General features: G+C 69.9%; 10 protein-coding genes. 6 read left to right on the top strand and 4 right to left on the bottom strand.

The features are described 5' to 3' along the window. The first annotated feature begins 2 nt into the window (after nt 1–2). Genes PYV02_RS11295 through PYV02_RS11285 form a run of 3 tightly spaced genes read left to right on the top strand, consistent with a single transcriptional unit; the run spans nt 3 to nt 2431 of the window. Nucleotides 3–830: an ABC transporter substrate-binding protein gene (locus PYV02_RS11295; RefSeq protein WP_275759124.1), complete on the top strand. Its 828-nt coding sequence runs from the start codon at nt 3–5 to the stop codon at nt 828–830. Nucleotides 831–833: 3 nt separating this feature from the next. Then, nucleotides 834–1703, top strand: a complete 870-nt coding sequence (locus tag PYV02_RS11290) for an amino acid ABC transporter permease (RefSeq protein ID WP_275759178.1) — start codon at nt 834–836, stop codon at nt 1701–1703. Beyond that, nucleotides 1700–2431 (top strand): amino acid ABC transporter ATP-binding protein, encoded by a 732-nt coding sequence (locus PYV02_RS11285; protein WP_275759123.1) that lies wholly within the window; start codon nt 1700–1702, stop codon nt 2429–2431. Before PYV02_RS11290 ends, PYV02_RS11285 begins: the two co-directional genes overlap by 4 nt. On the opposite strand, the gene PYV02_RS11280 is transcribed toward PYV02_RS11285, so the two are convergent. Next, complete coding sequence (locus tag PYV02_RS11280) at nt 2415–3230, bottom strand: ADP-dependent NAD(P)H-hydrate dehydratase (protein ID WP_275759122.1); 816 nt, start codon at nt 3228–3230, stop codon at nt 2415–2417. The two genes, PYV02_RS11285 and PYV02_RS11280, sit on opposite strands and share 17 nt — an antisense overlap. Nucleotides 3231–3252: 22 nt before the next feature. Between PYV02_RS11280 and PYV02_RS11275 the strand changes: the two genes are divergently transcribed. Next, nucleotides 3253–3870, top strand: a complete 618-nt coding sequence (locus tag PYV02_RS11275) for an HAD-IA family hydrolase (RefSeq protein ID WP_275759121.1) — start codon at nt 3253–3255, stop codon at nt 3868–3870. Beyond that, nucleotides 3867–4943, top strand: a complete 1077-nt coding sequence (locus tag PYV02_RS11270) for an NADH:flavin oxidoreductase/NADH oxidase (protein ID WP_275759120.1) — start codon at nt 3867–3869, stop codon at nt 4941–4943. The genes PYV02_RS11275 and PYV02_RS11270 overlap by 4 nt, the downstream gene beginning before the upstream one ends. On the opposite strand, the gene PYV02_RS11265 is transcribed toward PYV02_RS11270, so the two are convergent. From PYV02_RS11265 to guaB1, 3 genes are all read right to left on the bottom strand, one after another. Then, nucleotides 4940–5974: a hemolysin family protein gene (locus PYV02_RS11265; RefSeq protein WP_275759119.1), complete on the bottom strand. Its 1035-nt coding sequence runs from the start codon at nt 5972–5974 to the stop codon at nt 4940–4942. The genes PYV02_RS11270 and PYV02_RS11265 overlap by 4 nt on opposite strands. Then, nucleotides 5974–7293: a hemolysin family protein gene (locus tag PYV02_RS11260; protein ID WP_275759118.1), complete on the bottom strand. Its 1320-nt coding sequence runs from the start codon at nt 7291–7293 to the stop codon at nt 5974–5976. The genes PYV02_RS11265 and PYV02_RS11260 overlap by 1 nt, the downstream gene beginning before the upstream one ends. Nucleotides 7294–7363: 70 nt before the next feature. Continuing rightward, entirely contained in the window at nt 7364–8803 is a 1440-nt protein-coding gene (gene guaB1, locus PYV02_RS11255; RefSeq protein ID WP_275759117.1) for a GMP reductase, read from the bottom strand. Nucleotides 8804–8938: 135 nt separating this feature from the next. Between guaB1 and PYV02_RS11250 the strand changes: the two genes are divergently transcribed. Further along, nucleotides 8939–12703 carry a multifunctional oxoglutarate decarboxylase/oxoglutarate dehydrogenase thiamine pyrophosphate-binding subunit/dihydrolipoyllysine-residue succinyltransferase subunit gene (locus tag PYV02_RS11250; protein ID WP_275759116.1) on the top strand — a complete coding sequence of 1255 codons (3765 nt, stop codon included), beginning with the start codon at nt 8939–8941 and terminating at the stop codon, nt 12701–12703. Nucleotides 12704–12706 lie beyond the last annotated feature (3 nt).

Genomic DNA, 12706 nt, shown 5'->3' with positions numbered 1-12706 from the left:
CCATGACCGGTTCCAGGTTCCGCCGCACCCTCGCCGCCGCCGCAGCAGCGGGGCTCGCGATCACCCTCGCCGCCTGCACCCCCACCGCCACCACTTCCGAGTACGTGACCGACGGCAAGCTCACGATCGGCACCGGCGAGCCGGCATACTACCCCTGGGTGATCGACGACGCGCCCGAGACGGGTGAGGGCTTCGAGGCCGCCATCGCGTACGCGGTCGCCGAGGAGCTCGGCTTCGCCGCCGAGGACGTCGTCTGGGTGCGCACCGGCTTCGAGGAGGCCATCGCGCCCGGGGCCAAGGACTTCGACTTCAACCTGCAGCAGTTCACGATCACCGACGACCGCGCCAAGGCGGTGGACTTCAGCTCGCCGTACTACGAGACCACGCAGGCGGTGATCACGACCGCGGGCTCGGCCGCAGCCGAGGCGACGTCGATCGCCGAACTCAAAGACCTGCTGATCGGTGCCGCCTCCGGCACGACCAGCCTGGTGGCGATCGAGGAGCAGATCGCGCCCACGGCCGGCGCGCAGGTCTTCAACACGAACGACGATGCCAAGCTGGCCCTCGAGAACGGCCAGGTCGACGCGATCGTCGTCGACCTGCCGACCGCCTTCTACCTCACCGGCGTGGAGCTCACCGACGGCATCATCGTCGGGCAGCTGCCCGAGCTCACCGCCGGCGGCGACGCCTTCGGGCTCGTGCTCGCCAAGGACAGCCCGCTCACGGCCCGTGTGACGGCCGCCGTGGACGCGCTGCGCGAGAGCGGCCGACTCCAGGAGATCGCCGACGAGTGGCTCGCCGAGGCGGCGAACGCGCCGGTACTCAAGTAACGTCTGAGCGTGACCAACCCGAAGGCCCGGCACCCGAGCGCGATCGAGCTCGAGCGCCGGGCCTTCCGGCGTCGGCAGGGGCTTCGCTCGGTGCTCATCAGCGTGGTGAGCACACTGGTGCTCGCGACGGCCGCCTGGCTCACCATCATCAACACGCCCGGCTGGGCCAGGGTGCAGCAGACGTTCTTCGATCCGGGCGTGTTCATCGCATCCCTGCCCCGGGTCTGGGACGGGTTCCTGCTGAACCTGCGCGTGCTCGCGGTCTCGGTCGTCGGGGTGCTCGTGGTGTCGCTCGTGCTCTCGGCGATCCGCACCCTGCGCGGCCCCGTGTTCTTCCCGCTGCGCGCGCTCGCGGCCGGCTACACCGACCTGTTCCGCGGGCTGCCGCTGATCATCGTGCTCTATCTCGTCGGGTTCGGGATACCCGGGCTGCTGGGCAACGCTGGCCCGCGCATCCCCGCGGAGGTGCTCGGCACCATCGCGCTCGTGCTCACCTATTCGGCGTACGTGTCCGAGGTGTTCCGCGCGGGCATCGAGGCGGTACATCCCTCGCAGCGGCTCGCGGCCCGCTCGCTCGGACTCGGCCACGGCACCACGATGCGGCTGATCGTGCTGCCGCAGGCGGTGCGCAAGGTCACACCCGCGCTCATGAACGACTTCGTCGCGATGCAGAAGGACGTTGGCCTCATCTCGGTGCTGGGCGCCGTCGATGCCGTGCGCGCGGCCCAGATCGAGACGGCGCAGGCGTTCAACTTCACCCCCTACGTCGTCGCCGGGGTGCTGTTCGTGCTGCTGGCGCTGCCGCTCATCCGGCTCACCGACTGGTATTCGGCGCGGTTGCGGGCGCGGGAACAGGTCGGGGCGATCGTATGAGCGAGGTGCTGCGCCTGGAGGGCGTGTTCAAGTCGTTCGGGGATCGCGAGGTGCTGCGCGGCATCGACCTGACGGTGCAGGCGCACGAGGTCGTCGCGCTGATCGGAGCGAGCGGTTCGGGCAAGTCGACGCTGCTGCGCACCATCAATCTGCTCGAGCCCATCGACGACGGTCGGGTCTGGCTCGTGGGCCGCGACATCAGCGACCCGCGCATCAGGCCGGATGCCGTGCGCGCCCGCATCGGCGTCGTGTTCCAGCACTACAACCTCTTCCCGCACCTCAGCGTGCTCGACAACGTCACGCTCGCCTCGCGCCACGTGCTGCGCATCGACCGGAGCACCGCCGAGGCCCGTGGTCGGGAGCTGCTGCAGCGCATCGGTCTCGCCGAGCACGCGCGCTCGCACCCCGACCGGCTCTCCGGCGGTCAGCAGCAGCGCGCAGCGATCGTGCGCGCGATCGCGACGAATCCGGAGCTGCTGCTGCTCGACGAGATCACGAGCGCGCTCGACCCCGAGCTCGTGGGCGACGTGCTCGCACTCGTGCGCGAGCTCAAGGGCGACGGCACCACGATCGTGATGGCGACGCACGAGATGGGCTTCGCCCGCGAGGTGGCCGATCGAGTGGTGTTCCTCGACGGGGGCGTGATCGTGGAGCAGGGCACGGCGGAACAGGTGCTCGAGCATCCGCGCGAGCCGCGCACCCGCGAGTTCCTCAGTCGCGTGCTCTGAGCAGTCCCGCGATCGTCTCGGGCACCGCGGCGCACAGGTCGAGCACGGTGAGCGGTCCGCCACCGCTGGCCCGCTGCGCGGCGAGGCCGTGGATGAGCGCCGCGCTCGCCGCGACCCGCGCCAACTGCGCAGGGTCGGCGGCGATCGCGTCGGCGTTCGTCGCCACGAGCGCACCGAGGATACCGCCGAGCGCATCCCCAGCCCCCGCCGTCGCCAGCCAGGTGGGCGCGGATCGCACCGAGTAGAGCACGCCCGGCCCCGCGACATATGTGGTGTTGCCCTTCAGCAGCACCGTGACCCCGAGGTCATCGGCGGCGATGCGCGCCCACTCGGCGGGCTCGGCGAGCACGTCGGCGACATCCGCCTTGAGCACCCGCGCCAGTTCGCGAGCATGCGGGGTGAGCACGACCGGGGCACGGGCGTGGTCGTAGAGGTCCAGACCGCCGCCGTCGAGCACGCTCGGCAGCCCCTCGGCGAGCGCCTCGAGCATCGCCGCCGGGTCGCGGTCCACCGGATCCATGCCCGAGCCGAGCAGCCAGGCCTGCACACGACCGCGGGTCGCCACCGCCTCCGGTCGGCGCTGCAGCACGAGATCCGTCGCGCGCTCCGGACCGAGGTAGCGCACCATGCCGACACCGGTGCGCAGGGCGGCCTCCACGCCGAGCACGGCGGCTCCGGGGTAGAGGTCGGATCCGGTGACGACGCCGAGCACGCCGCGGCGGTACTTGTCATCGTCGACGGCGGGGACGCGGATGACGGCGGCCGCGGCATCCGCGGTCCACTCGGTCGGGGTGGCCATGCTGCCCACGATAGTTTGGAGTGTGGCCATCAGCATCCCCGATCGTGTCGTCGTCTTCGATTACGGGGAGGTGATCTCGCGATCACCGAGCGAGGCGGACCGCGCGGCGCTGCTGGCGATCGCCGGCGCACCGAGCGAACCGTTCTGGGCCAGCTACTGGCGTCACCGCGACGGCCTGGACCGGGGCACCACGAGCGTCGTCGACTACTGGTCGCTCGTCGCCGGCGATCTCGGAGTGACCTGGCGGGCCGCGACGGTGCACGCGCTGTGGATCGCGGACTTCCGCAGCTGGTGGAGCCTGGAGCCCGGAACACTGGATCTCATCGAGGAGCTGCACGAGGGCGGCACCCGCATCGCCGTGCTCTCGAACGCGGGCTTCGACTTCGCCGGGCCGTTCCGCTTCTCGCCGATGGCGCGCTTCTTCGAGCGGTTCTTCGTCAGCGCCGAGATGGACGCGATCAAGCCGGACCCGGCGATCTACCGCGAGGTCGCGGACGAGCTCGGCATCGAGCCGACCCGGATGGTGTTCATCGACAATAAGTCCGTGAACACCGCCGCCGCGGCCGCGATCGGCATCACCACCCACCATTTCACGGGTGTGGAAGGTCTCGACGCCTTCCTGCGTTCGCTCTCGGTATGAGCAGACTCTTCGACCCACTCGTCATCCGATCCGTCGAGATCCGCAACCGCGTGTGGGCTGCGCCGATGTGCCAGTACTCGGTCGAGCGCGAGGACGGCGTGCCCGTCGACTGGCACCTGGTGAACCTCGGCGGGTTCGCCCGTGGCGGCGCGGGTCTGGTGCTCACGGAGGCGACCGCGGTGAGCCCGGAGGGCCGCATCTCGCCCCAGGACACCGGCATCTGGAACGACGAGCAGCGGGATGCCTGGGCCAGGATCGTCGCGTTCATCCGCTCGCAGGGCGCCGTACCCGCCATCCAGCTCGCGCACGCCGGACGCAAGGCATCCACCTTCCGCCCCTGGGCCGCGCAGCGGGGCACGGTGCCGCCGGAGCTCGGCGGATGGCAGCCCGTCGCACCCTCGGCGATCGCGTTCGAGGGCTACGCGCAACCCCGCGCGCTCGAGACCGCCGAGCTCGCCGGGGTGGTCGAGGCGTTCGTGGCCGCCGCCCTGCGCGCCATCGCAGGAGGCTTCGAGGTGCTCGAGATCCACGCCGCCCACGGGTACCTTCTGCACGAGTTCCTGTCGCCGCTGTCGAACCGACGTACCGACGCCTACGGCGGTTCGCTCGAGAACCGGGCGAGACTGCTGCTGGAGATCGTGCGCGCGGTACGCGCCGAGGTGGGTGAGGCCGTGCCGCTCTTCGTGCGGTTCTCTGCGACCGACTGGGCCGACGACGGCTGGGACGAGACGCAGACCGCGATCGTCGCCGGTTGGGCGGCCGAGGCCGGTGCCGACTTCTTCGACATCTCGGCCGGGGGTCTGGTCGCGCACCAGCGCATCACGGTCGGCCCCGGGTACCAGGTGCCGTTGACGGAGCACATCCGCGCGGCGGCGGAGGTGCAGGCGAGCGCGGTGGGGCTCATCACCGAGGCGAGGCAGGCGGCCGAGATCGTCGACAGCGGCCGAGCGGACGCCGTGCTGCTCGCCCGAGAGCTGCTGCGCGATCCGAACTTCGCCCTGCGGGCCGCCGGCGAGCTCGGCGTGGACGTGGACTACTGGCCGCCGCAGTACCTGCGAGCGCGACCCCGCTAACGACGTCGCGTCGCGTCCTGCACCTCGCCGACGAGCTCCTCGATGATGTCCTCGAGGAAGATCACGCCGCGCGTGGCTCCGACCTCGTCGAACGCCCGCGCCACGTGCACGCCGGAGCGGCGCATCGTCGCGAGGGCGTCTTCGAGGTCCGTGCCGCGGTAGATCGAGATCAGCTGCCGGATGCGCTTGGGGGGCACCGGTTCGGCGAACTCGTCCTGATCCAGGTCGATCACGTCCTTGAGGTGCAGGTACCCGGTCGGCTCCCCCGCCTCGTCGACGAGGATGTACCGGCTGAACCCGCGCTGGGCGACCGCGCGCTCCACGTCCGCCGGCGTCGCATCCTCGGGCAGCGTGACGAGCGACTCCATCGGCAGGGCGATGTCCTGCACCTTCTTCGAGGTGAACTCGAACGCCGCACTCAGGGTGCCGCCGACATCCGTCAGCACGCCCTCACGGGTGGACTGCGCGACGATGGTGGCGACCTCGTCGAGCGTGAAGACGCTGTTGGCCTCGCTCTTGGGCTCGACCCGGAACAGCCGCAGCACCGCGTTGGCGATGCCGTTGAGCACCACGATGATCGGACGGAACACCGTCGCGACAGCCACGAGCGGGGTCGCGAGCAGCAGCACGGCGCGATCGGGCAGCGAGAACGACAGGTTCTTCGGCACCATCTCGCCGAGCACGACGTGCAGGAACGACACGATCAGCAAGGCGATCACGAACGCGATCGTCGAGACGATCTCCTCGGACCACCCGGTGAGCTTGAGCGGCACCTCGAGCAGGTGGTGGATGGCGGGTTCGGAGACGTTCAGGATCAGCAGCGAGCACACCGTGATGCCGAGCTGACACGCGGCGAGCATGAGCGTGGCGTGCTCCATCGCCCAGAGGGCTGTGCGCGCGGCACGCGAACCGGCCTCGGCGCGCGGCTCGATCTGCGAACGCCGCGCGGAGATGACGGCGAACTCGGCGCCGACGAAGAAGGCGTTGATCGCCAGCAGCACGAACAACCAGACGATGCCCCACCAGTCCATCAGGCGTCACCGCCTTCCGCGGACGCCTCGGGGCGTGGGGTGTAGCGCACCCGGTCGATGCGACGACCGTCGAGACGCTCGATGCGGAACACGCCGTGCTCGGCGACCAGCTCGTCGCCGACGGCGGGCAGCCTGCCGAGCTCGCTCATGATCCAGCCGGCCACGGTCTCGTACGGCCCCTCCTCCGGAACGGCGACGCCGGTGCGCTCCAGCAGTTCGTCAGGACGCAGGATGCCGGGGAACGTGAACCAGTCCCTGGATCGCACGACGTCGGCCTTGCGGCGATCGTGCTCGTCGGAGACCTCGCCGACGAGCTCTTCGACGAGGTCTTCGAGGGTCGCGACCCCCGCGGTGCCGCCGTACTCGTCCACCACCACTGCCATCTGGTATCCGCGGCCGCGGAGCTCGGCGAGCAGGGTGTCGAGCTTCATGGTCTCAGGCACGCGCAGGGCATCCGACTGCAGGGCAGAGACCGGGACCTCGGCTCGCTTCTCGTGCGGCACGGCCACCGCCTGCTTGACGTGCACGAGACCCACCACGTCGTCGATGCCGTCGTCGATCACCGGGAAGCGCGAGAGGCCGGTGCGGCGGGCGAGGTCAATGACGTCCTGTGCAACATCGAGACGACCGACCGTCGCCAGGCTCGGACGCGGCGTCATGACGTCTTGCGCGGTGTGGTCGGAGAAGGCCAGGGTGCGCGCCAGCAGCGTCGCGGTGTCCGACTCGAGCGCGCCCTCGCTCGCCGAGCGCCGCACCAGCGAGGTGAGTTCCTCCGCTGTGCGCGCGCCCGAGAGCTCCTCCTTCGGTTCGATGCCGAACAGTCGCAGGATGCCGTTGGCCGAGTTGTTCAGGAGCGCGACCGCGGGCCGGAACACCGCCGTGAACGCCACCTGGAACGGAATCACCACCTTGCCGACCGCACGCGGGATCGACAGCGCGAGGTTCTTGGGCACGAGTTCGCCGACGATCATCGACAGCAGCGTGGCCAGCGTGACCGCGACGATCGTCGCGATCACCGAGGCGACGGCACCGGAGACGCCGATCGCGGTGAACAGGGGCGCGAGCCAGACGCTCAGGGCAGGCTCGAGCGTGTACCCGGTGAGCAGGGTGGTCAGCGTGATGCCGAGCTGGGCGCTGGAGAGGTGCGTCGACGTGCGCTTGAGCGCACCGATCACGACACCGAGATGCCGCTCGCCGCGCGCCTGCCTGGCCTCGAGCTCGGAGCGGTCGAGATTGACGAGCGCGAACTCGCTGGCGACGAAGAAGCCCGTGCCGATGGTCAGCACGACCCCGACCGCGAGCATGATCCACTCATACATCGCGGCCACCACGGGCAGGGCGTCTACTGGGAGGGTCGTCCATCGTTGGCCCGAGTCTAGTGGCAGAACCTCACCACGAGACCGGCAGCGCCTTGCCTTCCTCGTACCCCGCGGCCGATTGGATGCCGACCAGCGCCCGGTCGTGGAACTCGGCGAGGTCCGTGGCCCCCGCGTAGCTCAGCGAACTGCGCACGCCGGAGGTGATCATGTCGAGCAGGTCCTCCAGCGAGGGTCGCAGCGGGTCGAGATAGATCCGCGAGCTCGAGATGCCCTCCGCGAAGAGGGTCTTGCGCGCGAGCTCGTAGGCGTCGAGCCGGTCGAAGCGCTCCTTCACGGCCTTCGTCGAGGCCATGCCCCAGCTCTCCTTGTACGCGCGGCCCGTCTCGTCGAGCGCGAGCGTGCCCGGCGCCTCGATGGTTCCCGCGAACCACGACCCGATCATCACGGATGCCGCACCCGCCGCGAGGGCGAGCGCGACGTCTCTCGGATAGCGCACCCCGCCATCCGCCCAGACGTGGGCGCCGAGACCCCGCGCGGTCTCTGCGGTCTCGAGCACCGCCGAGAACTGCGGACGGCCGACCGCCGTCATCATGCGCGTCGTGCACATCGCACCGGGCCCGACCCCGACCTTCACGATCGTGGCGCCCGCGCCGACGAGGTCGCGGACGGCTTCGGCGGTCACCACGTTGCCCGCGACGATCGGCACGCCGAGGTCGAGAGCGGCGACGGCGGCGATCGCCCGCACCATGCCGTCCTGATGTCCGTGGGCGGTGTCGATCACGAGCACGTCGGCGCCGGCCTCCACGATCGCGCGCGCCTTGGTCGCGACATCGCCGTTGATGCCGATCGCGGCGGCCACGATCAGCCGGCCCTGCGCGTCGACGGCGGGCTGGTAGAGCGTCGAGCGCAGGGCGCTCGTGCGGCTCAGGGTGCCGATGACCTTGCCGTCGCGCAGCACGGGCGCGAACTGCAGATCGGCGGCCACCATGAGGTCGAATGCGGCACGGGGGCCGTCGACGTCGTCGGCCTCGATCGCGGCGAGCCGCCCGCCGAGCAGGTCGCCGAGCGGAGCATCCCGCAGCGCCGTGCCGAGGCGGTCGGCCTCGATCACGCCGAGCAGCGCGCCGTGCTCGTCGTTGACCACGATGCCGTGGCCGGCGATCGCCGGCAGCAGCGCGAGCGCGTCCCGCACGGTCGCGGACGGCGGGAGCTCGACGGCCGCGTCGAAGGCGACGGGTTGGGCCTTCACCCACCGGATCGCTGCATCCAGGTCTTGCGGGTGCATGTCCTGCGGCAGCACGCCGAGCCCGCCCCGGCGAGCGAGCGTCGCGGCCAGCCGGGGACCGGTCACCGAGTTCATGTTCGCCGACACGATCGGGATGCTCGCCCCGGTGCCGTCCTGCGGTGCGAGCGACACGTCCAACCGGCTGGTGACCGCGGATCGCGACGGCACGAGAAAGACGTCGGAGTAGGTCAGGTCGTGCGTGGGGGCGGTCTCATAGAATCGCATGAATTTAACGCTATCTTCCCGGCCGCAGACGAGCATCCAACTGGGATACCGATTAAGCTTGACGGCGGCGTAACTCCAGGCCCGGGCCGTATCGGACCGGCGTCGCAAACCAGAACTGAAAGTGGGCGGTCGGCTGTGTCGAGCCAAGTGACCGGAATCGCGCCCGAGGGCGATTCGTCGGGCGAGTTCGGAGCCAATGAGTGGCTCGTTGACGAGATGTACGAGCGGTACCTCCAGGACAAGAACTCGGTAGACGAGTCCTGGTGGCCGACGCTCGAGCACTATCAGCGCACCGAGGGAGCACTCCCCGCGGCGCCGGCGGGCGACGACGCCACCGGCGGCGGTGAGCCGCAGATTCCCGAGGTGATCGCCGCGGCTCCCGAGACGGTCGCGGAACCGGCCCCCGCGCCGAGCGGCAGCACCCCGATCGCCAAGACCACCTCTGTGCAGGCCAAGCCGCAGCCGATCCCCGCGGAGGCCCCGGCGACGACGCCGATCGCGGCCGCGGCGGATGCGCCGGTCGCCGAGCCCGAGAACGAGGTGGCGGTGCTCAAGGGCGCCGCCAAGTCCCTCGCCGCCAACATGGATGCCTCGCTCGCCGTGCCCACCGCGACGAGTGTGCGCACCGTGCCGGCGAAGCTCATGATCGACAACCGCATCGTGATCAACAACCACCTGAAGCGGGCGCGGGGTGGCAAGGTCTCGTTCACCCACCTCATCGCGTGGGCGATCGTGCAGACGCTCAAGGAGTTCCCGAGCCAGAACGTCTACTACGACGAGATCGACGGCAAGCCCTCCGTGGTCACGCCGGCGCACATCAATCTCGGCATCGCGATCGACATCCCCAAGCCGGACGGCACGCGCGCCCTCGTGGTGCCGGGCATCAAGCGCTGCGACACGATGGGCTTCGCGGAATTCCTCGTCGCCTACGAAGACGTGGTCGCCCGCGGTCGTGCGAACAAGCTCACCGCCGCCGACTACGCCGGCAACACCATCTCGCTGACCAACCCCGGCGGCATCGGCACCGTGCACTCCGTGCCGCGCCTCATGAAGGGCGCCGGCACCATCGTCGGCGCCGGCGCGCTCGAGTACCCCGCCGAGTTCCAGGGCGCGAGCCCGAAGACCCTCGCCGATCTCGCGATCGGCAAGACGATCACCCTCACGAGCACGTACGACCACCGCGTCATCCAGGGCGCGGGCTCGGGCGAGTTCCTCAAGAAGGTGCACGAGCTGCTCATCGGCGAGCGCCACTTCTACGAGGACATCTTCGCGGCTCTGCGCATCCCGTACGACCCGATCCACTGGGCCGCCGACATCAGCGTCGACCTCGCCGACAACATCGACAAGACCTCCCGGGTGCAGGAGCTGATCAACGCGTTCCGCGTGCGCGGTCACCTCATGGCCGACACCGACCCGCTCGAGTACCGGCAGCGTTCCCACCCCGACCTCGACATCTCCAGCCACGGCCTGACCTTCTGGGATCTGGACCGCGAGTTCGTCACCGGCGGTTTCGCCGGTCGCCGCACCGCACTGCTGCGCGACATCCTCGGGGTGCTGCGCGATTCCTACTGCCGCACCATCGGCATCGAGTACATGCACATCGCCGACCCGGAGCAGCGTCGCTGGATCCAGGAGCACGTCGAGCAGAAGTACTCCAAGCCCGAGAAGGACACGCAGCTGCGCATCCTCGGCAAGCTCAACGAGGCGGAGGCGTTCGAAACCTTCCTGCAGACCAAGTACGTCGGCCAGAAGCGCTTCAGTCTCGAGGGCGGCGAGTCCACGATCGCCCTGCTGGATGCCGTCATCCAGCGCGCCGCGGAGGAGAACCTCGAGGAGGTCGCGATCGGCATGGCCCACCGCGGTCGCCTGAGCGTGCTCACCAACATCGCCGGCAAGACCTACGGCCAGGTGTTCCGGGAGTTCGAGGGCACGCAGGACCCGAAGACGGTGCAGGGCTCCGGTGACGTCAAGTACCACCTGGGCACCGAGGGCACCTTCACGGCGCCCGGCGGCCAGCAGATCCCGGTCTACCTGGCGGCGAACCCCTCCCACCTCGAGGCCGTCGACGGCGTGCTCGAGGGCATCGTGCGGGCCAAGCAGGATCGGCGCCCCATCGGCTCGTTCACCGTGCTGCCGATCATGGTGCACGGCGACGCCGCGATGAGCGGCCAGGGCATCGTGGTCGAGATCCTGCAGATGTCGCAGCTGCGGGCCTACCGCACGGGCGGCACGGTGCACGTGAACATCAACAACCAGGTCGGCTTCACGACGCCGCCGGCCGAGGGCCACACCTCGACCTACTCCACGGATGTCGCCAAGACCATCCAGGCGCCGATCTTCCACGTCAACGGCGACGACCCCGAGGCCGTCGTGCGCGTCGCGGAACTCGCATTCGCGTATCGCCAGCAGTTCCACCGCGATGTCGTGATCGACCTCGTCTGCTACCGACGCCGTGGGCACAACGAGGGCGACGACCCCTCGATGACCCAGCCGCTGATGTACAACCTCATCGAGGCCAAGCGCTCCGTGCGCACCCTGTACACCGAGGCCCTCGTCGGTCGCGGCGACATCACGCAGGAGGAGTACGAGGCGAGCCACCGCGACTTCCAGGACAAGCTGGAGCGCGCGTTCGCCGAGACCCATGCCGCGCAGACCGGGTCGATGCCGATCATCACCGGCGAGAGCGTCGCCGACCTCGAGAAGCCGGAGTCCCAGCAGGGTGAGGGCGTCGGCGAGCCGGCGAGCACCGGGGTCGACGAGTCCGTCATCCGCCTCATCGGCGACGCGCACGACAACCCGCCCGCCGGCTTCACGGTGCACAACAAGCTGCAGGCCCTGCTGAAGAAGCGCCTCGACATGAGCCGCAACGGCGGCATCGACTGGGGCTTCGGCGAACTGCTGGCCTTCGGATCGCTGCTCGTCGAGGGCACGCCAGTGCGCATGGCCGGTCAGGACTCGCGGCGCGGCACCTTCGTGCAACGCCACGCCGTGCTGCACGACCGCGAGAACGGCCAGGAGTGGCTTCCGCTGGCGAACCTCTCCGAGTCCCAGGCGCGGTTCTGGATCTACGACTCCCTGCTGAGCGAGTACGCGGCGATGGGCTTCGAGTACGGCTACTCGGTGGAGCGCGCCGACGCCCTCGTGCTGTGGGAGGCGCAGTTCGGCGACTTCGCCAACGGCGCACAGAGCGTGATCGACGAGTTCATCTCCTCGGCCGAGCAGAAGTGGGGCCAGCGCTCGAGCGTCGTGCTGCTGCTGCCGCACGGCTACGAGGGCCAGGGCCCCGACCACTCCTCCGCCCGCATCGAGCGCTACCTGCAGCTGTGCGCCGAGGACAACATGACCGTTGCGCGGCCGTCAACCCCGGCGTCGTACTTCCACCTGCTGCGCCGCCAGGCCTACGCGCGTCCGCGGCGTCCGCTCATCGTCTTCACCCCGAAGGCGATGCTGCGTCTGCGCGGCGCCACGAGCGAGGTCGCGGACTTCACGAGCGGCCGCTTCGAACCGGTGATCGACGACAACCGGGTCACCGACAAGGCCGCCGTGCGCCGGGTGCTGCTGACTTCGGGCAAGATCTACTACGACATCGTCGGCGAGCTCGCCAAGCGCGAGATCACGGATGTCGCGGTCGTGCGCCTCGAGCAGTACTACCCGCTGCCCGTGCACGAGGTCAACGCCGCGCTCGCCCAGTACCCGAACGCGGACCTGGTGTGGACGCAGGACGAGCCGGAGAACCAGGGCGCGTGGCCGTTCATCTGCCTCGAGCTGGCCAAGTACCTCCAGGGCCGCACGGTGAAGGTCGCCTCGCGACCGGCATCCGCTTCGCCCGCGACCGGCTCGTCGAAGCGCAGCGCTCAGGAGCAGGCCGACCTGATCGAGCGCGCCCTCAGCCAGCCCTAGCGA

Source organism: Antiquaquibacter metalliresistens (assembly GCF_029211225.1).
Lineage (GTDB): Bacteria > Actinomycetota > Actinomycetes > Actinomycetales > Microbacteriaceae > Rhodoglobus > Rhodoglobus metalliresistens.
Note: the sequence above shows the minus strand (reverse complement) of the source record. Positions and strands in the feature narration are given on the sequence as shown.

Excerpts from the sequence above, each read along its gene's own strand:
- PYV02_RS11295 (WP_275759124.1), top strand. The coding sequence starts at position 3 with ATGACCGGTTCCAGGTTCCGCCGCACCCTCGCCGCCGCCGCAGCAGCG.
- PYV02_RS11280 (WP_275759122.1), bottom strand. The coding sequence starts at position 3,230 with ATGGCCACCCCGACCGAGTGGACCGCGGATGCCGCGGCCGCCGTCATC.
- PYV02_RS11285 (WP_275759123.1), top strand. The coding sequence starts at position 1,700 with ATGAGCGAGGTGCTGCGCCTGGAGGGCGTGTTCAAGTCGTTCGGGGAT.
- PYV02_RS11270 (WP_275759120.1), top strand. The coding sequence starts at position 3,867 with ATGAGCAGACTCTTCGACCCACTCGTCATCCGATCCGTCGAGATCCGC.
- PYV02_RS11265 (WP_275759119.1), bottom strand. The coding sequence starts at position 5,974 with ATGGACTGGTGGGGCATCGTCTGGTTGTTCGTGCTGCTGGCGATCAAC.
- guaB1 (WP_275759117.1), bottom strand. The coding sequence starts at position 8,803 with ATGCGATTCTATGAGACCGCCCCCACGCACGACCTGACCTACTCCGAC.
- PYV02_RS11260 (WP_275759118.1), bottom strand. The coding sequence starts at position 7,293 with ATGTATGAGTGGATCATGCTCGCGGTCGGGGTCGTGCTGACCATCGGC.